Here is a 25,284-nt window from a genome sequence, read left to right as displayed (position 1 = left end):
CACATGTCCTTTCCCCTCCTGACCGCGACGGCGGCGCTCCCGGCGATCGGCGCCATCGCCACCGCCGCGGTCCCCGCCGCGCGGCGCACCGCGGCCAAATGGCTCGCGCTGCTCTTCTCGCTCGGCACGCTCGTCCTGGCGGCCGTCGTCTTCCTCCGCTTCGAACCGGGCGGCGACCGCTACCAGCTCACCGAGTCCCGGTCCTGGATCGCCGACTTCGGCGTCCGCTACGAACTGGGCGTGGACGGCATCGGGGTGGCGCTCCTCGGCCTCACCGCGCTGCTGATCCCGTTCGTCATCGTCGCGGGCTGGCACGACGCCGACCCCCAGGAGACGAAGTCCTCGCGCTGGCGTCCGACGCAGGGCTTCTTCGCCCTGATCCTCATGGTCGAGGCCATGGTGATCCTGTCGTTCGTCGCCACCGACGTCTTCCTCTTCTACATCCTGTTCGAAGCCATGCTCATCCCGATGTACTTCCTCATCGGCGGCTTCGGCGACCGGGCCCACGCGGGCACCGACGAGAACGCCGCGACCCAGCGGTCGTACGCGGCGGTCAAGTTCCTCCTCTACAACCTGGCCGGCGGCCTGATCATGCTGGCCGCCGTCATCGGGCTGTACGTGGTCGCGGGCAGCTTCTCGCTCTCCGAGATCACCGAGGCCCGGGCCAACGGCTCCCTGGAGATGGCGACCAGCACCGAACGGTGGCTCTTCCTCGGGTTCTTCCTCGCCTTCGCGATCAAGGCCCCGCTCTGGCCGCTGCACACCTGGCTGCCCAACGCGATGGGCGAGGCGACCGCGCCGGTCGCCGTGCTGATCACCGCGATCGTCGACAAGGTCGGCACCTTCGCGATGCTCCGCTTCTGCCTCGGGCTCTTCCCGGAGGCCAGCAAGTGGGCGACGCCGGTGGTCATCACCCTGGCGCTCGTCTCCATCGTGTACGGGGCGCTGCTCGCGGTCGGCCAGCGCGACATCAAGCGGCTCATCGCCTACGCCTCGATCTCGCACTTCGGCTTCATCATCCTGGGCATCTTCGCGATGACCAGCCAGGGCCAGTCGGGCGCCACCCTCTACATGGTCAACCACGGGATCTCGACGGCCGCGCTGCTGCTGGTCGCCGGATTCCTCATCACCCGGCGCGGATCGCGGCTCATCGCGGACTACGGCGGGGTGCAGAAGGTCGCCCCCGTGCTGGCCGGGACGTTCCTCATCGGCGGGCTCGCCACCCTGTCGCTGCCCGGACTCGCCCCGTTCGTCAGTGAGTTCCTGGTCCTCGTCGGCACGTTCAGCGCGTATCCGGTGGCCGGCATCATCGCCACCTCCGGCATCGTGCTCGCCGCGCTCTACGTCCTGGTCCTCTACCAGCGCACGATGACCGGCCCCGTGAAGGAATCGGTCCGGTCCATGCCGGACCTCAGGGCCCGGGAGCTGGCGGTCGCGCTTCCGCTGATCGCCGTGCTGATCTTCCTGGGCGTCTTCCCGAAGCCGCTCACCGAGGTCGTCAACCCGGCGGTGGAGCACACCATGTCCGACGTACAGAAGAAGGACCCCCAGCCCGAGGTGGAGGCCGCCAAGTGAGCGCAACAGCTGTCCACAGCCTGTGGACGACGGCGAGCGGGGTGACATCGGCGGCACCGGGCAGCACGTTCACGGCGCCGAAGATCGAGTACACCCAGCTGATGCCGGTCCTGATCATCGTGGTCGCCGCCGTCCTGGGCATCCTGGTGGAGGCCTTCGTGCCGCGCCGGGCCCGCTACCACGCCCAGCTCCTCCTGACCGTGGTGGCGGTCGCCGGCTCGTTCGCCGCGATCGTCGGCCTCGCGGCCGGCGGATACGGCACCACGGACGCCGGGATCGTGGCCATGGGCGCCATCGCGATCGACGGCCCCACCCTGTTCCTCCAGGGCACCATTCTCCTGGTCGCCATGGTGGCGGTGTTCACCTTCGCCGAGCGCAGGCTGGACCCCACCGCCCACGGAAACCGGGTCGACTCCTTCGCCGCCCAGGCCGGAGCCGTACCGGGCGGTGAAGGCGAGAAGGCCGCCGTCCGGGCCGGCTTCGCCACCACCGAGGTCTTCCCGCTCCTCCTCTTCTCGGTGGCGGGGCTGCTGGTCTTCCCGGCCGCCAACGACCTGCTGACCCTGTTCATCGCGCTTGAGGTCTTCTCCCTCCCGCTCTACCTCCTGTGCGCCGTGGCCCGCCGCAAGCGGCTGCTGTCGCAGGAGGCCGCCGTGAAGTACTTCCTGCTCGGCGCGTTCTCCTCGGCGTTCTTCCTCTTCGGGATCGCCCTCCTCTACGGCTACGCGGGCTCCCTCTCGTACGCCGACATCGCCAATGTCGTCGACGGGTCGGTCCTGGAGATCGACCCGGCCCTCGCCGACACCATGGGCAACGACGCGCTGCTGCTCATCGGCGGCGCGATGGTCCTGGTCGGCCTGCTCTTCAAGGTCGGTGCGATCCCGTTCCACATGTGGACCCCGGACGTCTACCAGGGCGCCCCGACCCCGGTGACCGGCTTCATGGCCGCCGCCACGAAGGTCGCGGCGTTCGGCGCGATGCTGCGCCTGCTGTACGTGGCGCTGCCGGGCCTGGCCTGGGACCTGCGGCCGGTCATGTGGGGGGTGGCCATCATCACGATGCTGGGCGGCGCGGTCGTCGCGATCACCCAGACCGACATCAAGCGGCTGCTGGCCTACTCCTCGATCGCGCACGCGGGCTTCATCCTCGCGGGCGTCATCGCGGCCAGCCCGGAGGGCATCTCCTCGGTCCTCTTCTACCTGCTGGCCTACTCCTTCGTGACGGTCGGCGCGTTCGCCGTCGTCACCCTGGTGCGGGACGCGGGCGGCGAGGCCACCCACCTGTCGAAGTGGGCCGGGCTCGGCCGACGCTCGCCGCTGGTCGCCGCGGTCTTCGCGGTGTTCCTGCTGGCCTTCGCGGGCATCCCGCTGACCTCCGGGTTCTCCGGGAAGTTCGCGGTGTTCAAGGCGGCCGCCGAGGGCGGGGCCGGCGGGCTGGTCGTCGTCGGTGTGCTCTCCTCGGCCGTCGCCGCCTTCTTCTACATCCGCGTGATCGTCCTGATGTTCTTCAGCGAGCCGAAGGCGGACGGCCCCACGGTCGCCGTCCCGTCCCCGCTGACCATGACGACGATCGCGGTCGGCGTCGCCGTCACCCTGGTGCTGGGCCTGGCCCCGCAGTACTTCCTGGACCTGGCGAGCCAGGCGGGAGTGTTCGTGCGGTAGCCCGCGCAGTATGAGCGACAGCAGCGCCGGACGGTCGGTTATCCACAGACCGTCCGGCGTTGTCGTTGCCGCCGCCTATCGTGGACGGGGACGAGAGCAGGACGGACAGGGCCGGACGCGCGGACCTCGGGGGACAGAGCATTGGGTGTGACCATGGATGTGACCGGGACGGTGACCGACACCGACACGGGCGGCGAGAGCGCCACGGGCGGTGAGAGCGGCACGGGCGGTGAGAGCGAGGCGCGTCGGACGCTGCACCGCGTCTTCGGGTACGAGTCGTTCCGCGGCGAGCAGGGCGCGGTCATCGAGCATGTGGTGGCGGGCGGCGACGCGGTCGTGCTCATGCCCACCGGTGGCGGAAAGTCCCTCTGCTACCAGATCCCGTCCCTGGTCAGGCGGGGCACCGGAATCGTCGTCTCCCCGCTGATCGCCCTCATGCAGGACCAGGTCGACGCCCTGCGGGCGCTCGGCGTCCGGGCCGGCTTCATGAACTCCACGCAGGACTTCGACGAGCGCCGCTCGATGGAGGCGCAGTTCCTCGCGGGCGAGCTGGACGTGCTCTACCTCGCACCGGAGCGGCTGCGGCTGGACTCCACCCTCTCCCTGCTGGCCCGGGGCGAGATCTCCGTCTTCGCGATCGACGAGGCGCACTGCGTCGCCCAGTGGGGCCACGACTTCCGCCCCGACTACCTGGCCCTGTCCGTGCTCGGCGAGCGCTGGCCGGACGTTCCGCGCATCGCCCTGACGGCGACCGCGACCCACGCCACGCACGAGGAGATCACCCGCCGCCTCGGCATGCCGGACGCGAAGCACTTCGTCGCGAGCTTCGACCGGCCGAACATTCAGTACCGGATCGTGCCGAAGTCCGAGCCCAAGAAGCAGCTCCTCTCCTTCCTCAAGGAGGAGCACGCCGGGGACGCGGGCATCGTCTACTGCCTCTCGCGCAACTCCACCGAGAAGATCGCGGAGTACCTCTGCCGCAACGGCGTGGAGGCCGTGCCGTACCACGCGGGCCTGGACGCCGGGACGCGCGCCACCCACCAGGCGCGCTTCCTCCGCGAGGAGGGGCTCGTCGTCGTCGCGACCATCGCGTTCGGCATGGGCATCGACAAGCCGGACGTCCGCTTCGTCGCCCACGTCGACCTCCCCAAGTCCGTCGAGGGGTACTACCAGGAGACCGGCCGCGCGGGCCGTGACGGGGAGCCGTCGACGGCCTGGATGGCGTACGGACTCCAGGACGTCGTCCAGCAGCGCAAGCTCATCCAGGGCGGCGAGGGCGACGAGGCGTTCCGCCGCCGGGCCGCCTCCCATCTGGACTCGATGCTGGCCCTGTGCGAGACGGTCCAGTGCCGCCGGGCCCAGCTGCTGACCTACTTCGGCCAGGCACCCACGGCCCCCGCCTGCGGCAACTGCGACACCTGCCTGGCCCCGCCGGAGACCTGGGACGGCACGGTCGTCTCGCAGAAGCTGCTCTCCACGGTGGTGCGGCTGAAGCGCGAACGGAACCAGAAGTTCGGCGCCGGCCAGATCATCGACATCCTGCTGGGCCGCAAGACCGCCAAGGTCATCCAGTTCGACCACGACCAGCTCTCCGTCTTCGGCATCGGCGAGGAGCTGGCGGAGGCGGAGTGGCGCGGCGTGGTGCGCCAGCTGCTGGCCCAGGGGCTGCTCGCGGTCGAGGGGGAATACGGCACGCTGGTCCTGACCGACGAGAGCGCGACGGTCCTGGGGCGGGAGCGGGACGTGCTGCTCCGCAAGGAGCCGAAGAAGCCGACGTCCCGGTCGTCGTCCTCCGCCGGCGGCGCCAAGGGCGCCAAGGGCAAGGCGGCCGCCGCCGATCTCCCCGAGTCCGCGGTCCCGGTCTTCGAGGCGCTGCGCGCCTGGCGCGGGGCGACGGCGAAGGAGCAGGGCGTCCCGGCGTACGTCATCTTCCACGACGCCACGCTGCGCGAGATCGCGACGCTGCACCCGAGCTCCCTCGCGGAGCTGGGCGGCGTCAGCGGCCTGGGCGAGAAGAAGCTCGCGACGTACGGGGAGGGCGTGCTGGAGGTCCTGGCGCAGACGTCCCCGGGGGCGGCGGCGGAAGCTCCCGCACCGACGGCCCCGACCCCCGCGGCCGCCCCTGCGGCTCCCGTGCCCGCGTCGCGCCCGGCGGCGGCCCCGGCCCGTACGCAAGCCACGAACCCGGCCCCCGCGTCGCGCCCGGCGACCGCCCCGGCCCGAACACAAGCCCCGGCCCCGCAGCACAGCGACCCCGAGTTCGGCTGGGACGAGGAACCGCCCGAGTACGAGTGAGGCGTACCGGGCGGTGGGGGAGGGGCGGCGGGACCTATGCCAGGTCCGCCGCCCGGCGGCGGGGCGTGATCGCCGTGAGGTCCAGGTCGACGGCGAAGGGCACCGACACCTTCATCCGGTCGTGAAAGATCCCCGTCGAGGTGTACGCGCCGGTGGCCGGCTCCCGCTCGAAGACGTACACCACGGCCTGCCCGTCGTGGTTCTCCACCCGCCAGTAGTGGGGGATCTTCGCGCGGGCGTACTTCACGGGCTTGGTCTCGCGGTCGCGGGTCAGTGTCTCGTGGGAGACCACCTCGATGGCCAGAGCCACGGAAGGGCCGGGCACCCGCGTCTGGTCCATGCTCCGGATGACGGATCGGGGGACGACGATCACGTCGGGTTCGGGCCGGTTGTACCGGTCGACGTCGATGGTGAAGCGGCTGAGCGTCTCCAGGGAGGCGGGTGCGGCTGCCCGTACGTGCTCGCCGAAGAAGGTGATCGCCCACGAATGGAACAGGGTCTGCGGGCAGGCGAAGACCAGACTTCCGTCGATCAGCTCCGTGTGCGGAGGCAGATTCGGGAGGGTGTCCAGGTCATCGGCGGTCCAGCCGCCCTCGGGCGGGACCGCCCACCGCGGCTCGGAGGCCTCGGGTTCGGTGCTCGTCGGTGCTCTCATGGGGAGGAGTCTCGCGGGCCTGACCTGCTGGTCCGCCGAGACCGGACAAGGCTCCCCCGAACGTGTGAACGCCTCACGCACCGCTGACCGGGCCCGCTCTCACGGCCTCCGCCGCCTTCTACTCCCCGCCGCCCCCTCCGCAGCCACCGCTCTCTCCGCCCTCGCCGCTCCAGCCGTCGCCGGACTCGTGCTGCTTCACGTTGTAGTGGACCGCTGCGGCGGTCCACTCGGTGCGGCGCATGACCTTCATCACCGTCCGGCCGGTGCGGCCGAGGCGGGTCAGGTCGCCGGCCAGGCCGATGGCGGAGGCCAGGGCGGCCAGCACCCGGTCGCGGTGGTCCGGATACCCCGCCGCCTCGGCCGCCGCGAACCGGTCGAGGACGCCCGGCGCGAGGTCCGGCACGCCCGGGTAGTGGCGGTGGTACGGGAAGACGCCGAGGATGCGGTGGGTCTTCCGGGACAGGACGGAGCGGTCGACCAGGGAGTCCAGGTACTTCTCCTGTACGTACCGGTCGTAGTCGCCCACCCAGCGCCGGGCGCGGATCCCGGGGCGGCGGCGACCCTTGACCGGCGGGTCCAGGGTCCGGAGCAGGGCGGCGAGGAGCGGGTCGGCCGGGTCCAGCGGGTTCACCACCTGGATCCGGCCGCCCTCCTCCCGTATCCGGCCCTGTATCTCCAGCTCCGCCAGGGCCGCCCCGGCGGTCCCGTACGCCAGCTCGCGGGCCCCGCACGTCGGCTTGCCCCGGTCGGGATCCAGGGCGAGCAGGATCAGCTCTTCCGGCAGCGTCAGCGCGGGGGCGTCGTGCGTCATGGCGCGGTGACGATCCTTCCGGTCACGTCGCCGAGGCCCACGCGGGTGCCGTGCGGGCCGGGGGCCCAGGCGGTCAGCGTGACCGTGTCGCCGTCCTCCAGGAACGTCCGCTTGCCCTCGGGGAGTTCGAGCGCGTCGCGGCCGTTCCAGGTCAGCTCCAGGAGCGAGCCGCGCTGGGCGGGCTCGGGGCCGCTGACGGTGCCGGAGCCGTACAGGTCGCCGGTGCGCAGCGACGCGCCGTTCACCGTCATGTGGGCGAGCTGCTGGGCGGCCGTCCAGTACATCGAGGCGAACGGCGGCTCGGCGACCACCTGCCCGTTGATCTCGACGCTGATGCGGATGTCGAAGCCGCCCGGCTCCTCGTCCGCCGCGTCGTCGAGGTAGGGGAGCAGGGGGACGTCGCGGGCCGGGGGCGCGGTGCGGGCGGCGTCCAGGGCCTCCAGCGGGGTGACCCAGGCGGAGACGGAGGTGGCGAAGGACTTGCCGAGGAACGGGCCGAGCGGCACGTACTCCCAGGCCTGGAGGTCGCGGGCGGACCAGTCGTTGAGGAGCGAGAGGCCGAAGACGTGCTCGCGGAAGTCGGCCAGCGGCACCGGGGTGCCGTGCGCGGAGGGGACGCCGACGACGAAGCCGACCTCGGCCTCGATGTCGAGCTTCACCGAGGGCCCGAAGACGGGGGCCGGGTCGGCGGGGGCCTTGCGCTGGCCGCTGGGGCGCACCACGTCGGTGCCGGAGACCACGACGGTGCCGGAGCGGCCGTGGTAACCGATCGGCAGGTGCTTCCAGTTGGGGGTGAGCGCGTCGCCGTCCGGCCGGAAGATCTGTCCGACGTTGGTGGCGTGGTGCTCGCTGGCGTAGAAGTCGACGTAGTCCGCGACCTCGTACGGCAGGTGCAGGGTGACCGCGTCCACCGGGTGCAGCAGCGGCTCGATGTCCGCGCGGTGGGCGGGGACCGTCAGCCAGGCGGTGAGCGCGCGGCGCACGTCCCGCCAGGCCGTGCGGCCCGCCGCGAGCAGCGGTGTCAGGCTCGGCTGCGCGAGCAGCCCCGCGTAGGGGGAGCCGAGCGCGTGGGCGGCGGCCCCGGCGTCCAGGACGTGGTCGCCGATGCGGACGCCGACCCGGCGGTCGTCGGGGTGGTCGGGGGTGGAGAACACACCGTACGGAAGGTTGTGCGGGCCGAAGGGGTCGCCCTCGGCCAGATCGAGCGGGCTGCTCTGCTCGGGCATGTGGTGCTGCCTCGCTTTCCAGGTCGCGTTGGGGGACACGTTACGTCGGTGCTCCTACCCAGCGGCAGTGCCCCGACTATCCCCAACTGTGCGCATTGCCCGGAAAGTTCGTCGGGTCCCCCGGAAAACCGGGGGACCCGAACACGAGAACCGCGCGCCGCTCAGCCCGCCGTGCGCGGGACGCGCTTCTCCCAGGTGCGGTGGAAGACGACCTCCTCGCCGTCCTTGCAGATCACCTCGTTGGAGGTGATGAAGTCCTGGTCGTCGGCGGCGATCTCGGAACGCGTCTCGATCTCCACGTCCCAGGCCATCTCCGGGCGGTGCAGCCGGATCCGCCAGTCGGAGCGGGTCCGCGCGGAGAGCGGGTCGTCCTGCTGGATCGTGTACGCCTCCAGGGCGTCCTCGGTGAATTCGAGGCCGTCGGGGTAGACGCGCGTACCGCCGTAGCGGGGGTCGACCTCCAGGCGCCATTCGCCCTTGGCGACATCGCGGACGACGAGGCGTTCGGGGCGCGGCTCCTCCAGGGTGACCGGGTGGACCACGCCGAGCGGTTCGGACTGCTCGGGCTCCCCGAAGGCGATCGCCGGGTCCTCGGTGTGGCGGCGCACCGGGAGCTCGACGAAGCTGCCGTCCGCGTCCAGGGTGAAGCCCGCCGAGCCGGCCTGCGGCCAGATCCAGGGCCAGTACGAGGAGGAGACGGCGAGCCGGATGCGGTGGCCGGGCGGGAAGGTGTGCCCGATGCCGTTGAGGTCGAGGACCACGTCCTCGGTCTCGCCCGGGGTCCAGTCGTCGGTGCGGTCGCGGCCGTGCCGGGCCGCGAGGTTGAGGACGCCCCGGGTGACCAGGGTGGAGGATCCGTCGGGCGCGACGTCGCAGAGCCGGGCGATGGCCTGGCCGCGCGGCACGTCCATCCGGAGGCGGAGCTTCACCCGGGGGCGGCCGAGGATCTCGATCGGCGCGTCCGCGACGGGGAATTCGAAGGACACCGACTTCGCGTCCTCGTCCCGCTGGTCCGGCGGCAGGTCCGCGTCGTTGCCGAACGGGAAGAAGCGGCCCGCGTCCAGGCCGGTCTGCTGCGGCGAGGCGACGATCCGCTCGCCGCCCTGGAGGGCGTACGCCACCGGGGAGACGTTCTCCGAGGGCCAGCTCGCGTCCCCGACCCAGCGGCCCGGCAGCGTCTCGTACACCGTGGCGGGCGGGTGCGAGCCGCTGATCCAGGACCGCAGCAGCGGCTCCCGCATCACGCCCGTCTCCTGGCCCTTGAGGTGCTGGTCCCACCAGCGCAGCGTCTCCTGGAGGAAGCCGATCGCGGGCCCCGGCGGCAGCCCCCGGTCGGGGTACTGGTGCGACCAGGGGCCGATCACCCCGCGCACCTGCTCCGGGTCCAGGTGCTCCACGAGCCGCAGGACGGTGTCCCGGTACGGGTCGTGCCAGCCGCCGACCGCGAGGACCTTCGCCTTGATCGCGCCGTAGTCCTCGCAGACGCTGCCGTGTCTCCAGTAGGCGTCGCGGCTCTGATGGGCGAGCCAGGTGTGGATGAAGGGGTCGACGGCCTCCAGCCGCTTCAGCCACATCTCCTTCCACTCGTCGCCGACCTGCGCCGGGTCCGGCGGGCGGCAGACGAAGGCGAGCATGGTGGCGGCCCAGGCGTGCATGTCCACGGCGAGGACGGAGCCGCCCATGTAGTGGACGTCGTTGTCGTAGCGGTCGTCGGCCGAGCAGACGGTGACGATCGCCTTCAGCGGCTCGGGGGCGAGCGCGGCGATCTGGAGCGAGTTGAAGCCGCCCCAGGAGATGCCGAACATCCCGACCCGGCCGGAGCACCACTCCTGCTGGGCCAGCCAGTGGATGACGGCGACCCCGTCCTCCAGCTCCCGCGCGTCGTACTCGTCGCCCGGCAGCCCCTCGCTGTTGCCGTGGCCCCGGACGTCGACCCGTACGGAGGCGTAGCCGTGGCCCGCGTACCAGGGGTGGCGCTGCCAGTCGCGGGGCGCGGTCCAGTCGCTGAGCCGGTAGGGCAGGTACTCCAGCAGGGCCGGGACCGGTTCGTCGGTCAGCGGCCGCCAGATCCGGGCGTAGAGCCGGGTGCCGTCGGGGAGCGGGATGTACACGTCCTCGCGGGTGGTCTCGTACGGGAACTCGGTCGTGATGTTCATGGGTCACCTCGATGTACGACGACGGGGGCGAAGGCGCGCTCAGTGGACGGGGTGCATGGTGCGTTTCAGCCACGGGGCCGCGGCGATCATCGCCACGCCCGCCGCCACGGCGATCGCGCCGTTGACGCCGAAGTAGGCGGGGTTGGAGACCTCGCCGTACAGCTTCACGATCTGGGCCTGGATGCCGTTGGCCAGCGCGAGCGAGAGGAACCACAGGGCCATCGTCTGGCTGGCGAACGCCTTGGGGGCGAGCTTGGTGGTCGCGGACATGCCGGAGGTCTCCAGCAGGATGTCGCCGAGCCCGAGCAGCAGGTACGAGCCGACGATCCACCAGGCCGCCATGCGGTACGTGTCGTCGGCGTGCCCGGAGGTGGGCAGGACCATCAGCAGGAAGGAGAGCCCGCCGAGGATCACGCCGAAGGCGATCTTGTTGGAGGCGTGCGGCTGGCGGGGGCCCATCTTCGCCCAGACCGCGGCGACGACCGGGGCGAGCGCGACCTCGAAGGCGCCGAGCGCGGAGGCGTACCAGCTGGCCGGGAAGGTGAAGCCGAGGATCTCGGTCCGGGCGTTCGTCGACGCGAGCAGCATCATCGTCGAGTACGCCTGGAAGAGAATGAAGTTGAAGACGACGGACCCGAGGAAGAGGACGATGTACGGGCGGAGCCTGCCGCGTTCCTCGGCGGTGACCCGGGGGGAGCGGAACATCACCACGAAGTAGACGATCGGCGCGATCACCGAGATGACGGTGAGGACGTCGACGAACCGGTCCATCGTCAGCCAGCCCGCCAGGGCCAGGGCGGTGGCCACCGCGGCGACCACGACGGCCCCGCCGATGATCAGCCGGACCGCGCGGCGCATGGCGTCGGGGGCCAGCGCGAACTCGGCGGCGCGCTTACGCCCGGCCAGGTGACGGCGGCCCGCCACGTACTGGATCAGACCGAGGGTCATGCCGACCGCGGCGGCCGAGAAGCCCCAGTGCCAGCTGACGTGGTCGCCGAGCCAGCCGGTGATCAGCGGTCCGGCGAACGCGCCGATGTTGATGCCCATGTAGTAGAGCGCGAAGCCGGCGTCGCGCCGCTCGTCGTCGGTGCGGTAGAGCTTGCCGACCATGGAGGCGACGTTGGGCTTGAGCAGGCCCGTTCCGGCGCTGATCAGGCCGAGGCCCACCCAGGTCATGGCGTCGGTGGGCACGGCCATGCTGTAGTGGCCGCACGCGATGAGGATGCCGCCGTAGAGCACGGCGCGGTACGAGCCGAGGATCCGGTCGGCCAGCCAGCCGCCCGCCACGGAGACCAGATAGACCAGCGTCCCGTAGGCGGCGGAGACGGAGGCGGCGGTTCCGGGGTCCATGCCCATGCCGCCGTCTCTCACCGTGTCGGCGAAGAACAGCACCAGGATGGCCTGCATGCCCAGGAACGAGAACCGCTCCCAGACCTCCAGGCCGGACAGGGTCATCAGACCCCGTGGGTGCCCGAAGAAGGCGTGGTCGTCCTCGGGCGGGGGCTTGGCCGGCTCGGTGCCGGCGGTGCTGTGCGACAAAACGGGGACTCCTGATCGTATGAGCTGATCCCGAACATACCGGCGGTCATGGGAAGCCGCCCACGGTGATCCATAGCGGACCGGATACGCTGAAGTCGCTAGGAGAGACAGCGACACATCGACATTGCGTGTGATCGTCAGCAGACAGGAGATGCCCTCGTGACCGTCGTCGGGCCGTTCGGACTGCACGTGCGGGACCAGGCTCTTGAGGCCGATGTCCAGTCGGGCCTGGCCGCTGTCGAGGCGGGGCTGCTCGAAGCCACCAAGAGCGATGTCCCCTTCATCACGGATGCCGCGCAGCATCTGGTGCGGGCCGGGGGCAAGCGGTTCCGCCCCTTGCTGGTCATGCTCGCGTCACAATTCGGTGATCCGGGCGCGCCGGGCGTCGTCCCCGCCGCCGTCGTCGTCGAACTGACCCACCTGGCCACGCTGTACCACGACGACGTGATGGACGAGGCCGACGTGCGGCGCGGGGTGCCCAGCGCCAACACCCGCTGGGGCAACTCCGTCGCCGTTCTCACCGGCGACTTCCTCTTCGCCCGTGCCTCCCACATCCTGGCCGACCTCGGCCCCGAGGCCGTCCGCATCCAGGCGGAGGCCTTCGAACGGCTCGTCACCGGCCAGATCCTGGAGACCGCGGGCCCGCGCGACGGCCGCGACCCGGTCGACCACTACCTGGACGTCCTCAGCGGCAAGACCGGCTCGCTGGTGGCCGTGTCCGGCCGCTTCGGCGCGATGATGTCCGGCGCCGACGAGCGGACCGTGGACGTCCTCACCCAGTACGGGGAACGGCTCGGCATCGCCTTCCAGCTCGCCGACGACGTCCTCGACATCGCCTCCGACTCCCACGAGTCCGGCAAGACCCCCGGCACCGACCTGCGCGAGGGCATCCCGACCCTCCCGGTCCTGCGGCTGCGCGCCCAGGCGGCGGCCGACGGCAAGCCCGACGACCTGGAGCTCGTCGAGCTGCTCGACGGCGACCTCGGCGACGACGCCGCCCTGGACGAGGTGCTGCGCCGGCTGCGCGCCCACCCGGCGCTGGAGCAGGCCCGCCAGGACACCGTGCGCTACGCCCAGGCGGCGCGCGCCACGCTCGCACCGCTGCCCGAGGGGTACGCGAAGTCCGCGCTGGAAGAGCTGTGCGACGCCGTGGTGCACCGCGCGGGCTGAGCCCGCGCCGCCGCCGCGGCTGACGCGGCGTCACCGGGGCCCCTACCCCTACTGGATGGCGCGCGCGCCCCGCCCCGGTGTCATACCGGAGCAGTAGGCGGAGTTGATCCCCGGGTCTGACGCTTCAGGCCGTCCGATTTGGTCAGATGGATACCAACGGAAGCCGCCGACCACGGAGGTAGGGCACACCATGGCACCGAACGACAGCGCAGAGACCACCGGCGAGGCCACGAGCACTGTCGTGGGCCGCCGGAAGGCGGCGCGCTACATCGTCCCCGTCGCGGTCGCGGGGGTGGCGGCCGCGACCATCGGGCTCGTCCCGGCGCTCGCCAGCACCGGCGACCCGGACCTGCCGAAGATCACCGCACAGCAGCTCATCGAGAAGATCGCCGCTTCCGACGAGGAGCAGCTCTCCGGCACGTTCAAGATCAGCACCGACCTGGGCCTGCCCCTCGACGGCCTCGCGGGCTCGCTCGTACCGGGCGGCGCGGGCGGGGACAAGGAGGGCGGCGCGGCGGCCCCGCAGGACAAGCTCATGGAGCTGACGTCCGGCACGCACACGCTGCGCGTGGCCGCCGACGGCCCGGAGCGGCAGAAGCTCTCCATCCTCGGGGACGCGTCCGAGTACAGCCTCATCCACAACCAGGGCGAGGTCTGGGCGTACGACAGCGAGTCCGACGAGGTCTACCACGCCGAGGCTCCCGAGGGCCGGGACGGCGGCAAGCTCGCCGAGAAGACACCGAAGGCCCACAAGGGCGCTCCGGCCACCCCGAAGGACTTCGCCGAGCAGGCGCTCGCGGCGGCCGGGGACACCACCTCGGTCACCGTGGACGGCACGGCGCAGGTCGCCGGGCGGGACGCGTACCAGCTGCTGATCAAGCCGAAGCAGTCCGGTTCGACGATCGGCTCGGTCCGTATCGCCGTGGACGCCGAGAACGGCGTACCGCTGAAGTTCACCCTGTCGGCGGCGAGCGGCGGCAAGGCCGTGGTCGACGCCGGGTTCACCAAGGTCGACTTCTCCAAGCCCGCCGCGTCCACGTTCGACTTCACCCCGCCCAAGGGGGCCGAGGTGACCGAGGCCGACGAGCTGGAGACCGGCGAGGACGAGCACGGCGCGGCGCAGCAGGCCCTCCCCGGACAGCTGGCCGAGCTGGACGGCTTCGAGGGCCTCAACGTCATCGGCAAGGGCTGGACCTCGATCGCCGAGATCAGGACCCCCGGCGGCACGGGGCTCCCCACGGCCGGCTCGGGCGACGTCCCGGCCGAGGCGCAGGGCTTCCTCGACGCGCTCGGCGACAAGGTCACCGGAAAGTTCGGTTCGGGCACGGTCTTCAAGACGCGCCTGGTCAACGCCCTGCTGACGGACGACGGCAGGGTGTACGTCGGAGCGGTGACGAAGGACGCGCTGGTCCGCGCCGCCGACGCCGCCAAGTAGGACACCCCGGCGCCCGTCCTGCCGGACGACCGGCGCCGGACACCCCGCCCCGTCGCACACCGTGCGGCGGGGCGGCAGTGCCGCAGGGGCGCTGCCAGCCGCGCGGACGGGACGGGAGAGGTGCGACCGGGATGACGACGACGGGGACGGCCGGGGCGACCGGATCGGCCGGGTCTGCCGAGGCGGGCGCGCGAGCCGCGTCGGGCGGTGAGAGCGGTGCGGGCACGGCGGGTGCGGGCACGGCGGGTGCGGTGCGCGCGTCGGACACGGCGAGCGCCGACGCCGCGGGTACGGCGGGTGCTGCGGGTGCTGCGGGTGCGGAGGAGACCGGTCCGGTCATCCGCACCCGTGGCCTGACCAAGCGCTACCGCGGTGGCCAGCTCGCCGTGGACGGCCTCGACCTGACCGTGCCCGGCGGCAGCGTCTTCGGCTTCCTCGGCCCCAACGGGTCGGGGAAGACCACCACGATCCGGATGCTGATGGGCCTCATCGACCCGACGTCCGGCACCGCCGAGGTGCTCGGCCGCCCGATGCCCGGCGCCGCCGTACGGTGCTGCCGGAGGTCGGCGCGCTGATCGAGGGGCCCGCGCTGTACGGCTTCCTGAACGGCCGGGACAACCTCCTGCGCTACGACCGGGCCGATCCCACCGCCGACCCGCGCACCCGCAGGACCCGTGTCGACGAGGCCCTGGCGCGGGTCGGGCTCGCCGCCGCCTCCGGGAAGAAGGCCAAGGCGTACTCCCTCGGCATGAAGCAGCGCCTCGGGCTCGCCGCCGCCCTGCTCCGGCCGCGTCGGCTGCTGGTCCTGGACGAGCCGACCAACGGCCTCGACCCGCAGGGCATGCGCGAGATCCGTTCCCTGGTCCGGGAGCTGGCCGCCGAGGGCACCACGGTGTTCCTCTCCTCCCATCTGCTGGACGAGATCGAGCAGATCTGCACGCACGCCGCGGTGATGGCCCGCGGCAGGCTGATCATCCAGGGCCCGGTCGCCGACCTCGCCGCGGGGGCCCGGGGCCGGCTCGCCGTCACCACCCCGGACCCCGGGGACGCGGCCCGCATCCTCGAAGGGCACGGGCTCACCGGCCTGAGCGCCGACGGCGACCGGCTGACCGCCGACGCGCCGCCCGCCGCCGTGGACCTCGCCGACCTCAACGCGGCGCTGGTGTCCGGCGGGGTGCGGGTGCGGTTCTTCGGCGTCGAGCGGGGCTCGCTGGAGGACGCCTTCGTCGCACTCACGGGAGAGGGATTCGATGTCGCGGGCTGAGAAGGCCACACCTGCGGGGAGCACGGGTCCCCGCAACCCGTTGTGGGGGCTGGGTCTCCTCCGGTCCGAGATCATCACGCTGCTCCGCCGCCGGCGGACCTTCGCCCTGCTCGGCGTGGTCGCCGCCGTACCCGTACTCATCGGGATCGCGGTCCGGATCGAGACGGGCGGCGGTGGCGGGGCGGGGGGCCCGGACGGCGGGGCGGGACCCGCGTTCCTCGCCCAGGTCACCAACAACGGCCTGTTCCTCGTCTTCGCCGCCCTCGCCGCGACCCTGCCGGTCTTCCTGCCGATGGCCGTCGGCGTCGTCGCGGGCGACGCGATCGCGGGTGAGGCGAGCGGCGGCACCCTGCGCTATCTGCTGGTCGCCCCGGCCGGCCGGACCAGGCTGCTGCTGGTGAAGTACGCCTCCGTCCTCACCTTCTGCCTGGTCGCGACCCTGGTCGTGGCGGCCTCGGCGCTGGCGGTGGGTGCGCTGCTGTTCCCGGTGGGCGAGGTCACCACGATCTCCGGGACCCGGATCGGTTTCGGCGAGGGGCTGGTGCGGGCGGCACTGACGGCGCTGGTCGTCGCGGTCTCCCTGACCGGGTTCGCCGCGCTCGGGCTGTTCGTCTCGACGCTGACCGGCAGCGGGGTCGGGGCGATGGCGGCCACGGTCGGGCTGCTGATCACGGTGCAGATCGTGGACAGCATTCCGCAGCTGAGCGGCGTGCACCCGTACCTGTTCGCGCACCACTGGATGTCCTTCGCGGACGTCCTGCGCGAACCCGTCCACTGGGACGACCTGATCAAGAACTTCCAACTGCAGGGGCTGTACGTCGCGGTGTTCGGCTCGGCGGCCTGGGCACGCTTCACGGCCAAGGACATCACGGCCCGAGAGGCCCGAGAGGCCCGAGAGGCCTGAGACGTCTGGGCGGCGATCCGGGAGAGCGCGTCTCCTGGCTGGCTGGCTGGCTGGATCGGATCGGCGGGAGGCCGTCCGCGCCGTCGGCCGGGCGAGCCGTCCCCCGATCGGCTCGTCGCGGCACGAACGGCACGAACGGTGCGGACACCGGGAACGACACGACACGGTACGTTCCGTTTCCGCCTGGGTATTGTTCGGTCTTTGGCGACGAGATGTCAACAAGAGATTGGCTGGAACCCCCCTATGCTCACCGAATGATCACATCGCCGAGCAGTGTGCGCCGTAGCGAACGTTCACGCCGCGCGATCCTGCGGTCCGCTCTCGATCTCTGTACGGAGCGGGGGTACGGGCACGTCACGATAGAGGCCATCGCGGCCGGTGCCGGGGTCAGCAAGAAGACGATCTACCGCTGGTGGCCCTCCAAGGGCGCGGTGCTGCTGGAGGCGTTCACCGACGCCCTGATCGACGCCACGCCGTTCGTGGACACCGGCGACATCGGCGCCGACCTGCGCGCCCACGTCGCCGGCGCGGTGAGACTGCTCTCGGTCCCGCCGTTCGGCCCCGCCTACGCGGGCATCCTGTCCGAGCTGCACCACGACGACCTGCTGGCCCAGCAGCTGCGGGAGGAGCTGGTCGACCCGCGCGTCGAGGAAGCGATCGGCCGACTGCGCAGCGCCCAGGAACAGGGCCAGATCCCGCCCGGTGCGGACCTCCCGCTCGCCGTGGAGATGCTGTACGGCCCGGTCTACTACCGCCACGTGCTGCGCAAGCCCGTCCAGGACGAGGAGACGATCGCCACCCTCGTGAACCACGTACTGCGCTCGCTGCGCGCGCCGGGGTACTAAGCGCCCCGGTGCGCCGGGCGCGTCGTTGCCCACGGCGGTGCGCCCCTCGGCGTCGGTCCGGCCGAACTCCGCGTGCAGCTGTTCAGAGCGAGGACGTGTCTTACGTCGACCCGTCCTCGAAGCCACTCGCTGAGGAACCCACAGTCGGTACAGCGCACCGGGCAGGGCCGCGGACGACCGGGTGATCAAGCAGGTGTCGGTGTACGCGAAGTCCGGTAGCCGTTCAGCGGAGCACGCCGGAGCACGCCGGAGCACGCCCGAGCCGCCACGCCGCCCGAAGCCGCGCGACACATCTCAGGTGTGCCGGGCGGCTTCGGGCGACGTCGGCAGCCCGAGGGCCCTAACGGACGCTGTCGCCCTCGGCCGCCTCGGCGGGGGAGGGGTCGGCGGGGGAGGGCTCCGCGGCGGGCTCGCGCGGTTCCCAGGTGATCCTGGTGCTGCACACCGCCACGACGAGCGCCGAGAGCGAGACCAGCGCCAGGCCCCAGACCAGGCTGCTCGCGTCCGCCACGAAACCGATGAGAGGCGGCCCGGCCAGCAGGCCGGTCGTACCCATCGCGGCCACCAGGGGCAGCGTGCTGGACCCCTGCTTCGCGGCCGCCACATAGACGCAGGGGGTGACCACGGCGATCCCCAGGCCGACGAAGGCGAAGCCGATGAGCGCCGGTACGACGCCCCCGGCCGCCAGCGCGAAGGCGAGGCCCGCGCCGGCCAGTACGCTGCCCACCAGGACAACGCGACCGTCGCCCCAGCGGCTGCGCCAGCCGTCCGCGAAGATCCGGGCCACCAGCATCATGCCGGACACCACGGCGATGCCCAGGGGCGCGATCTGCCGGGAGGCCCCCGCGACGTCCTCCATGTAGAGGGTCGACCAGTCGTTCATGGAACCCTCGGTGACCGTGCCGAAGGCCATGGCACAGCACATCCACAGCGTGACGCTGCCCGGCATCGCCCAAGCGGTACGCCGCTTCTTCTCCTTCTTCGGCTGCTCGGCCGGCCTGTCGTCGGCCAGGAGACTGCCCTGCGCACCCGCTGCGAGGAGCACGACAAGGACCGCCGCCACGCTGAAGTGGACCATGACGGACGAGGTTCCCGCCATGACGGCCGAGGCGAGGACCGCCGCGAGCAGGGAGCCCGCGCTGAAGGTGGCGTGCAGCTTGGCCATGGTGGTGCGTTCGTGCCGGACTTCGAGGGCCGCGCCCTGGGAGTTCATCGCGGTGTTCAGGCATCCGACGAGGACACCGTCCACGCAGAGCACCAGGAGCGCCGTCGGGTAGTTGGGCGCTGCGGCCAGGGCGACCAGGACCCCGGCGAGGGCCAGCGCCGACCAGAGCGCGAGCAGCCGTGTTCCCATGCGTCCGACCAGGTAGGTCACGATGGGGAACGACACGGACGCTCCGACGCCGGCCGCCATCAGCAGGACGCCCACCTGGGCCGGCGTCAGGCCGAGATCGGTCTTGAGGGCAGGGATACGCGAGGCCCACGTCGCGTACTGGAAGCCCAGAGCGCAGAAGAGCGCCCCCGTGGCCAACTGGCCGCGGCGGAACGGGGTGAGAGCAAGGGACACGTGTCAGTCCGATTCGGTCGGCGGGGAGGATCGCGGTGTGGGAGCGGCCAGCGCTAGGGACATGTACACGGCTAATGGGTCGTAACCGGTGGTGACCACATCGGGACGTGTGGTGAACCCCTGGTGCGACCAGAACGCCCTGCTGTTCCCCACCGCGACCAGCGAAAGCTGCTCGAATCCGAGGTTCCGTGCCGTCGCCACGAGGTGATCCAGCAGCCGCCGGGCCAGGCCCCTGCCGCGGAACGGGGAGGAGACGACGAGGTCGTGCAGGTGAAGGTTGGGCGAGGCGAAGGCGGTGGTCTCGGACTCCCGCAGGCCGGGGTACCGGTCGGCCGGGTAGGGGAGGGCCAGCAGGTATCCGGCGATCCGGTCGTCGGCCTCGACGACGAAGCAGGTCCCGGGAGAGACCCGGGCCCGTGAGCGCAGCGCGTCGAGGCCCTCGGACAGGCCCAGTTCCGCGTAGGCGGCCGACTCCATCGCCACGACGGCTCCCCAGTCCCCGGCTCCGACAGGGCGTATCAGTACGTCATCCGTCACCGGTCGCCGCCGATGCAGCTCTGGGGCAGTGGCGCGAAGCCGTTGAAGCCGGCGGTCATGTAACTGACCGTGTAGGCGCCGCAGGACGCGATCCGTACCGGGTCGCCCGAGGCCAGCCCTTCCGGGACCTGGACCGGGCTGTGAGCGGATGAGTAGGCGTCGTCGCTGTCGCAGGTGGGCCCGGCCAGGACGGCGGGGACGGTGCGCCCCTCGGGATGCGAGGGGAAGGCGAGGCGGTACTGCAGCATGTCCACCTCGTACAGGCCGTTGAACTTGCCGACACCCAGGTAGAGCCACTGCTGCCGCGTACCGTCGGGGAGGTGACGTGTCGTCAGCCTGGAGACCCGCGTGTGGATCGTGCCGTGGTCGGCGACCAGGTAGCGCCCCGGCTCCATGACGACCGCGAGATGCTCGCCGTGAGCACGGCGCAGGGCCGCGATCCCCTCGCGCAGCACGAGGAAGATCTTGTCGATCGGCGGTTGCAACGGGACTCCGCGCCGGTCGAGGGAGTCGAGTGAGGGAAGCCCGCCGCCGAGGTTCACGTGGTCGAGGGTGATCCCGCGGGCCGTGAGCGACGTCATCACGGCGTCGAACTGCTCGAAGGCGGCCCGCCAGGCGTCGGGGTTCATCTGCTGGGAGCCCACATGCACCGACAGCCCCGAAGGGATGAGGCCCCCGGCCTCTGCCTCGGTCAGGATCCCCACCGCGTCGTCGGGGGAGCACCCGAACTTGTGCTTCAGCCCCCACAGCGCGCCCTCGCCGGTGGTGGAGAGCCGGCAGTAGACGCGTGCTCCGGGGGCGTGGCGCACGAGGGCGGCGACGTCCTCGGGACTGTCCGTGGCGAACTCCCGCACGCCCAGACGGAAGGCCGCGGCGATGTCCCGGTCCGACTTCACGGTGTTGCCGTAGGCGGTGCGCGCGAGGGGAGCCCCGACCCGCAGGGCGTGCTCCAGTTCGGGCACGCTCGCCGCGTCGACGCCGGACCCCAGTCCGGCCAAGTAGCCCATGACATCGTCGACCGGGCACGCCTTCATGGCGAAGCGCACGTCGACACCGGGCACCTCGCGGAGCAGGGTCTCGTACCGCTCGCGGACACCGTCCAGGTCGAAGACGATCCTGTCCTCGTCCTGGTCCCGCCGCCCGGGCACGATGGGTTCGCCGGTCATCGGTCCGCCCTCGCGAGGCCGGCCGTCGCAGAGGGGAGGCCGCTGGAGCGTGCGCTGCGCACCAGCTCCGCCCACGCCTCCGTGAGGAGGGCGAAGTCACCGGTGTCCTCGCGGGCCTCCGCCAGGAGGCCCTCCCGCCGCGGGAGTAACAGACCGGCGAAGTCCGCGTACCTGCCGCCGAGCCGCCGGTAGGCGGAGTCGATCCGGTCGAGCCGTTCCCGGTTCTCGTCCGGGGCCGTCTCCATGCTCTGTCGGGCGAAATCGGCGACGAGCGAGGCGCGCACCTGCCCGTGTTCGTCGAGCAGCGAGGGGCCGGCCTCGGCCAGCCGGTCGTAGATGGCGTTGAAGTACTGCATGGACAGGAGGAACTTCACGAACCGCGTCTGGTACGCGATGAAGCCCGCGTCGGTTCTGCGCTCGGCGGTGTAGTAGTTCTCGATGTTGCGGTTGTGCAGCACGCCGGGCAGGCCGGCGTGCTGCACCAGGTGGATGAGGAAGTAGTCGCTGCCGATGGTGTCGGTAGCGGGGGGCAGCGGAACCCGGGTGTGCACGTCGTGAAAGGCGATGTTGCACATGTCCACCCGCATCGGGTCGACCAGGCACAGCTTCGCGTGGTCCCGCTCGAACCGGTCCAGTCCCGCGCCGCGGAAGGATTCGGCCACGAGCTGCCGTCTGCGCTCGTCCGGCCAGTCCAGCGGCGCCCACAGGCCGACGACCTCCGCGTAGACCTCGGGATCGATGCGCGCGACCTCGTCGATGTCCACGGACGGTTCGCCCACGAACGAGCTGCCCACCATCGCCACGGGCCGGTCCGCGTGCTCCTCGCTCAGCACGGTCTCCGAGACGCCGCCCGCGGCGTCAGCGGCACGGCGGCCGATGGAGGCGAGCTCGTGGTGGATGGGGAAGACAGGCGCGCCGTCCGGGCCCCGCTGGTAGGAGCTGTCGGAGTCCCGCCGGTGCACGGAGGAGCATCCGAGGGCGAGGGCGATGAGGAAGGCCCGGTTGGTGCAGGCTCCGTACGACAGTCGCTCCGGGAGCATCAGGTCGAGGAGCAGCCGGGGTTTCGCGGTGTCGGCGCCCGCCGTGACCCGCTGCAGGAAGTCGCGCTGCTCGTCCTCGCTCACGTGGTGCCGGAAGATGCGCGGGTGCGCGGGCTGGGCGCGCAGGGCCTCGGCGTGCTCGGCGCGCACGGGGGGTGCGCAGGAATCGAGCACGAGGACGACCACTTCGACGTCGAATTGGTCGACGGCGTAGGTCGCCTCCCGGACGAGCGCCGCGATCGTCGCGGAGCACGGCCGATTGGTCGGAAGGGTCAGGCAGACGCGCTGCACGCGGCCTCCTCGGTCGGTGCGTCGGCGACCTCGGCCCGCCAGGGCTTCAGGCCGAGGAGCTTCTCGCCGAGCTCGTTCAGGCGGGGCGCTTCGTACCGCTCGCTCTCCGGGCGTACCGCGTCGCCGAGCAGAGTTCCGTTCCAGGTCGGGGTGGAGACGTTGCGCCAGGAGTCGACGCGTGAGTCGCGCAGTTCCGTGTGGCCGTCGAGGGCGGGCATCATCGACAGGTACTGCACGGCCCTCACCCCGTCCCGCGAGAGGTTCGCCGCGACACCGTGCGCCAGGTGGCCGTTGAAGATCAGCAGATCGCCGGCCTCCAGGTCGGGCCGGACGACGGGGAGTTCGCTCCGGTCGACCGCGGGCCGGATCGGGTCGCGGTCGGCCGGCTGGAGCGCCGCCCACCGGTCGAACGTCCGGAACAGTTCGGGGCAGCACTGGAAGCCGCCGTGCTCCTCGGTCGTGTCGTTCAGCGCGATGATGCCCTGGACCCTCTGCGGGGGTATGCCCAGGGTGGTGTCCACGTCCCAGTGCAGTTCGATGTCGAATCCGCGCTCGCGGGCCTCGATCAGGCCCCTGTCACGGTTCTTGACGTTCGGCGGGTTCAGGTTCAGCCGGTCCAGCGTCACCCACAGCTCCTCGCAGTCCCACACGTCGACGAACGCGTCGTAGACGCGCTGGGCCTGCCGGCTGTCCCAGAGCAACTGGTGGTGGTACGCCTCGACGAAGCCGTAGATGTGGAGTTCCCGGTCGAGGTCGGAGCGGTACTCCCGCTCCTCGTACCAGGTGTCCGGGCGGCCGGGGTCCAAGCCCTGGAAGTCCCAGGCGAAGTCCAGCATGCGCTGGGCGGCCTCCGGAGCGATGGCCTGCTTGACCACGACGTAGCCGTACGTCTGCCAGAACGCGAAGTCGGTCGCGGACAGGACCCGGAGAGGGCGTGACTTCTCCAGGTCCCGCAGCCGGGTGGCAGCAAGGTAGGTATCGCCGTCAGCGCTGAAGTAGGGGGTGTCCGAGGCGGCTCGGTGGAGATAGGAGTCGGCCGTTGACATGGAGGCACTCCAGGAACTCGGTTCATTGATGATCGCTGGGCGCAGCCGAATGAACCCCCGCCGGACGGCTACGTCGGCGTCTGTGGTGGCCAGGGGCTCGGAGCAGGGCACGGAGGCGAGAGGCTCCGTTTCCGGCGTTCCACGCGTGATCGTTCGTCTGGCAAAGATGGACTAGACCAATGCGGGTTGTCAACGCGCCAATTGTCCGTGGCGAGTCGTCAACTTCTTATAGAGATGGCGAGTTGACCCACTGGGTTCCGTAGTCGTCCAAGTGATGCGATCGGAGGCGTGTCGCCTGAATCCACCGGAGCCGGCGGCGTCCGCGACAGGGCGGTCCGGGTGTCCGGATCACTTGACACGCAGACCCGGGGTGAGGCCAGAATCGTTGGTGCAGACCAATAGGCGGCCGGGCGGAAGTGGCACGGGCGGTCTCTCATGCATGTCCGCGACCCCTGCGAAAGGCACTGATCATGTCCGGTGTACGTAGTTCGGAGCTAAGGCGGTTGGCACTCGCGGTCCTGCAACCGGGGTTCGTGGGGACCACCGCGCCGGACTGGGTCCTGCGAGCCGTCCAGGACGGTCTGGGTTCCGTCGTGCTCTTCTCGCGCAATATCGTCTCGATCGACCAGGTGGCCCGGCTGACCGCGCAACTGCGCGCGGAGAACCCGGACTTGGTGGTGGCGATCGACGAGGAGTCCGGCGACGTCACGCGGCTCGAATCGGCGACCGGCTCGTCCCGGCCCGGCAACTTCGCTCTCGGATACGTCGACGACGTCGAGTTGACCGCATCGGTCGCCGCGGACCTCGGCCGACAGCTGAGCGCCGCCGGGGTGAGCCTCAACTACGCGCCCAGCGTCGACGTCAACTCCAACCCGGACAACCCGATCATCGGAGTGAGGGCCTTCGGCGTCGACCCCGACGTGGTGTCCCGGCACGCCGGCGCCTGGGTGCGCGGACTGCAGTCCTCCGGCGTCGCCGCCTGTGCGAAGCACTTCCCCGGCCACGGCGACGTGGCCATCGACTCCCACCACGGCCTGCCCGTCTACGGCGCGTCCCGTGAGGAGATCGAGGCGCAGGCGCTTCCCCCGTTCCGGGCAGCCCTGGACGCCGGCGTGCGTGCGGTCATGAGCGCCCACCTCCTGGTCCCCGCCTACGACTCCGACCTCCCCGCCACGCTGAGCCCGCGCATCCTCGGCGGCCTGCTCCGCGGTGAGCTCGGATTCGAGGGTCTGGTCGTCACCGACGCCATCGAGATGGGCGCGGTCTCCGACCGTTACGGTGCCACCGGCGCCGCCGTCGCCGCCGTAGCGGCCGGGGCCGACGCCCTCTGCGTCGGTGGGGAGCACGCGGACGAGGCGTTCGCCGTCGACATCGTCGACGCGTTGGTCCGGGCCGTCCTCGCGGGCGACCTGTCCGACGAGCGCCTCGCGGACGCGGCCCGTCGGGTCCGGGAGTTCGCCGCGGACTCCACCGGTCCCGTCGCGGCCGTCGCGGGCGGTACCCCGGCGAACGGTGCGGTCGGCTTCTCGGCCGCCCAGCGGGCGATCCGCGTGCGCGGCTCCCTGAGCGGAGTGCTGCCGGTGTCCGCCCCGCCCCACGTCGTCGAGCTGTCACCCTCGGTCAACCTCGCCATCGGCAAGGAGACCCCGTGGGGAGTGGCCGACTACCTGGTACGGCAGCTTGCCGGAACCACCTCGGTACGGCTCGGCCAGGAGGATCTGCGCCTGTCGCCCACCGCCGAGCGTGCCTCCGGGCTGGACGACGCCTCGGGACGCCCGCTCGTCGTCGTGGTCCGCGACGCCGCCCGGCATCCGTGGATGACCCGGGCTCTGGAGGCGCTCACCCGGGCGAGGCCCGACGCGATCGTGGTGGAGATGGGGCTGCCCGGCAGGGCCTGGGGAGCGGTGACCCTGGACACGCACGGAGCCTCGACCGCGTCGGGGATCGCGGTGGCGGAATTGCTGGCAGGCGTACGGGAGGCTCAGCCCGCGGCCTGAGCGGGCAGCCCGCCCGTCCCCTGCCGTCCCACCCCCGAGCCCCGGCAGCCCTGCCGTCATACCCCTGCCGCCCACCGGTGGCCGGGTCCGGTGCGGCGGGTGAT

General features: G+C 71.6%; 18 protein-coding genes and 1 pseudogene. 9 read left to right on the top strand and 10 right to left on the bottom strand.

Translation table 11 applies throughout. The features are described 5' to 3' along the window. Nucleotides 1-3: 3 nt before the first annotated feature. The 3 genes from AB0F29_RS30195 (at nt 4) to recQ (ending at nt 5,531) form a co-directional block, all read left to right on the top strand. Entirely contained in the window at nt 4-1,575 is a 1,572-nt protein-coding gene (locus tag AB0F29_RS30195) for an NADH-quinone oxidoreductase subunit M (protein ID WP_361878530.1), read from the top strand. After that, complete coding sequence (gene nuoN / locus AB0F29_RS30190; RefSeq protein WP_361878527.1) at nt 1,572-3,236, top strand: NADH-quinone oxidoreductase subunit NuoN; 1,665 nt, start codon at nt 1,572-1,574, stop codon at nt 3,234-3,236. The genes AB0F29_RS30195 and nuoN overlap by 4 nt, the downstream gene beginning before the upstream one ends. Nucleotides 3,237-3,383: 147 nt before the next feature. Then, complete coding sequence (gene recQ, locus AB0F29_RS30185; protein ID WP_361878524.1) at nt 3,384-5,531, top strand: DNA helicase RecQ; 2,148 nt, start codon at nt 3,384-3,386, stop codon at nt 5,529-5,531. Nucleotides 5,532-5,565: 34 nt separating this feature from the next. Here the strand turns inward: recQ and AB0F29_RS30180 are convergent, their stop codons facing one another. From AB0F29_RS30180 to AB0F29_RS30160, 5 genes are all read right to left on the bottom strand, one after another. Beyond that, the gene (locus AB0F29_RS30180; RefSeq protein WP_361878521.1) at nt 5,566-6,186 is read right to left on the bottom strand and encodes a Uma2 family endonuclease; all 621 of its coding nucleotides are present in this window, start codon (nt 6,184-6,186) and stop codon (nt 5,566-5,568) included. Between the two features lie 118 nt (nt 6,187-6,304). Beyond that, complete coding sequence (locus AB0F29_RS30175) at nt 6,305-6,997, bottom strand: GPP34 family phosphoprotein (RefSeq protein WP_361878518.1); 693 nt, start codon at nt 6,995-6,997, stop codon at nt 6,305-6,307. Continuing rightward, nucleotides 6,994-8,223 carry a fumarylacetoacetase gene (gene fahA, locus AB0F29_RS30170; RefSeq protein ID WP_361878515.1) on the bottom strand — a complete coding sequence of 410 codons (1,230 nt, stop codon included), beginning with the start codon at nt 8,221-8,223 and terminating at the stop codon, nt 6,994-6,996. Before fahA ends, AB0F29_RS30175 begins: the two co-directional genes overlap by 4 nt. Nucleotides 8,224-8,384: 161 nt before the next feature. After that, nucleotides 8,385-10,379, bottom strand: coding sequence for a CocE/NonD family hydrolase (locus tag AB0F29_RS30165; RefSeq protein ID WP_361878512.1), 1,995 nt, complete (start codon nt 10,377-10,379; stop codon nt 8,385-8,387). A 39-nt stretch (nt 10,380-10,418) separates the two neighbouring features. Beyond that, nucleotides 10,419-11,918: a peptide MFS transporter gene (locus AB0F29_RS30160; protein ID WP_361878509.1), complete on the bottom strand. Its 1,500-nt coding sequence runs from the start codon at nt 11,916-11,918 to the stop codon at nt 10,419-10,421. Nucleotides 11,919-12,077: 159 nt separating this feature from the next. Here AB0F29_RS30160 and AB0F29_RS30155 point away from each other — a divergent pair, with 159 nt between their 5' ends. The 5 genes and pseudogenes from AB0F29_RS30155 to AB0F29_RS30135 all read left to right on the top strand — a co-directional run bounded on the left by AB0F29_RS30155 (nt 12,078) and on the right by AB0F29_RS30135 (nt 17,536). Continuing rightward, a complete protein-coding gene (locus tag AB0F29_RS30155) occupies nt 12,078-13,088 on the top strand; it encodes a polyprenyl synthetase family protein (RefSeq protein WP_361878506.1) in 1,011 nt (336 codons plus the stop codon). Between the two features lie 190 nt (nt 13,089-13,278). Then, on the top strand, nt 13,279-14,523 hold the full coding sequence (locus AB0F29_RS30150) for a DUF2092 domain-containing protein (protein ID WP_361878503.1): 1,245 nt from the start codon (nt 13,279-13,281) through the stop codon (nt 14,521-14,523). Nucleotides 14,524-14,654: 131 nt separating this feature from the next. Continuing rightward, nucleotides 14,655-15,787, top strand: a pseudogene (locus AB0F29_RS30145) (ABC transporter ATP-binding protein). Continuing rightward, nucleotides 15,774-16,691: an ABC transporter permease gene (locus tag AB0F29_RS30140; protein ID WP_361878500.1), complete on the top strand. Its 918-nt coding sequence runs from the start codon at nt 15,774-15,776 to the stop codon at nt 16,689-16,691. The pseudogene AB0F29_RS30145 and the gene AB0F29_RS30140 overlap by 14 nt, the downstream one beginning before the upstream one ends. A gap of 254 nt (nt 16,692-16,945) precedes the next feature. Next, complete coding sequence (locus tag AB0F29_RS30135) at nt 16,946-17,536, top strand: TetR/AcrR family transcriptional regulator (RefSeq protein WP_018960460.1); 591 nt, start codon at nt 16,946-16,948, stop codon at nt 17,534-17,536. A gap of 340 nt (nt 17,537-17,876) precedes the next feature. Here AB0F29_RS30135 and AB0F29_RS30130 read toward each other — a convergent pair whose 3' ends face one another. The 5 genes from AB0F29_RS30130 to AB0F29_RS30110 are packed head-to-tail and all read right to left on the bottom strand — an operon-like array spanning nt 17,877 to nt 23,183. After that, entirely contained in the window at nt 17,877-19,103 is a 1,227-nt protein-coding gene (locus AB0F29_RS30130) for an MFS transporter (RefSeq protein ID WP_361878495.1), read from the bottom strand. 3 nt (nt 19,104-19,106) lie between these two features. Beyond that, entirely contained in the window at nt 19,107-19,580 is a 474-nt protein-coding gene (locus AB0F29_RS30125) for a GNAT family N-acetyltransferase (RefSeq protein ID WP_361878807.1), read from the bottom strand. A 56-nt stretch (nt 19,581-19,636) separates the two neighbouring features. After that, entirely contained in the window at nt 19,637-20,806 is a 1,170-nt protein-coding gene (locus AB0F29_RS30120; RefSeq protein WP_361878492.1) for a type III PLP-dependent enzyme, read from the bottom strand. Beyond that, nucleotides 20,803-22,137 carry a DUF6271 family protein gene (locus tag AB0F29_RS30115; RefSeq protein WP_361878489.1) on the bottom strand — a complete coding sequence of 445 codons (1,335 nt, stop codon included), beginning with the start codon at nt 22,135-22,137 and terminating at the stop codon, nt 20,803-20,805. Before AB0F29_RS30115 ends, AB0F29_RS30120 begins: the two co-directional genes overlap by 4 nt. Beyond that, nucleotides 22,119-23,183 carry a phytanoyl-CoA dioxygenase family protein gene (locus AB0F29_RS30110; protein ID WP_018960465.1) on the bottom strand — a complete coding sequence of 355 codons (1,065 nt, stop codon included), beginning with the start codon at nt 23,181-23,183 and terminating at the stop codon, nt 22,119-22,121. Before AB0F29_RS30110 ends, AB0F29_RS30115 begins: the two co-directional genes overlap by 19 nt. A gap of 470 nt (nt 23,184-23,653) precedes the next feature. Here AB0F29_RS30110 and AB0F29_RS30105 point away from each other — a divergent pair, with 470 nt between their 5' ends. Further along, a complete protein-coding gene (locus AB0F29_RS30105; protein WP_361878485.1) occupies nt 23,654-25,180 on the top strand; it encodes a glycoside hydrolase family 3 N-terminal domain-containing protein in 1,527 nt (508 codons plus the stop codon). Nucleotides 25,181-25,284 lie beyond the last annotated feature (104 nt).

The organism is Streptomyces sp. NPDC026589 (assembly GCF_040638385.1).
Classification (GTDB): domain Bacteria; phylum Actinomycetota; class Actinomycetes; order Streptomycetales; family Streptomycetaceae; genus Streptomyces.
Note: the sequence above shows the minus strand (reverse complement) of the source record. Positions and strands in the feature narration are given on the sequence as shown.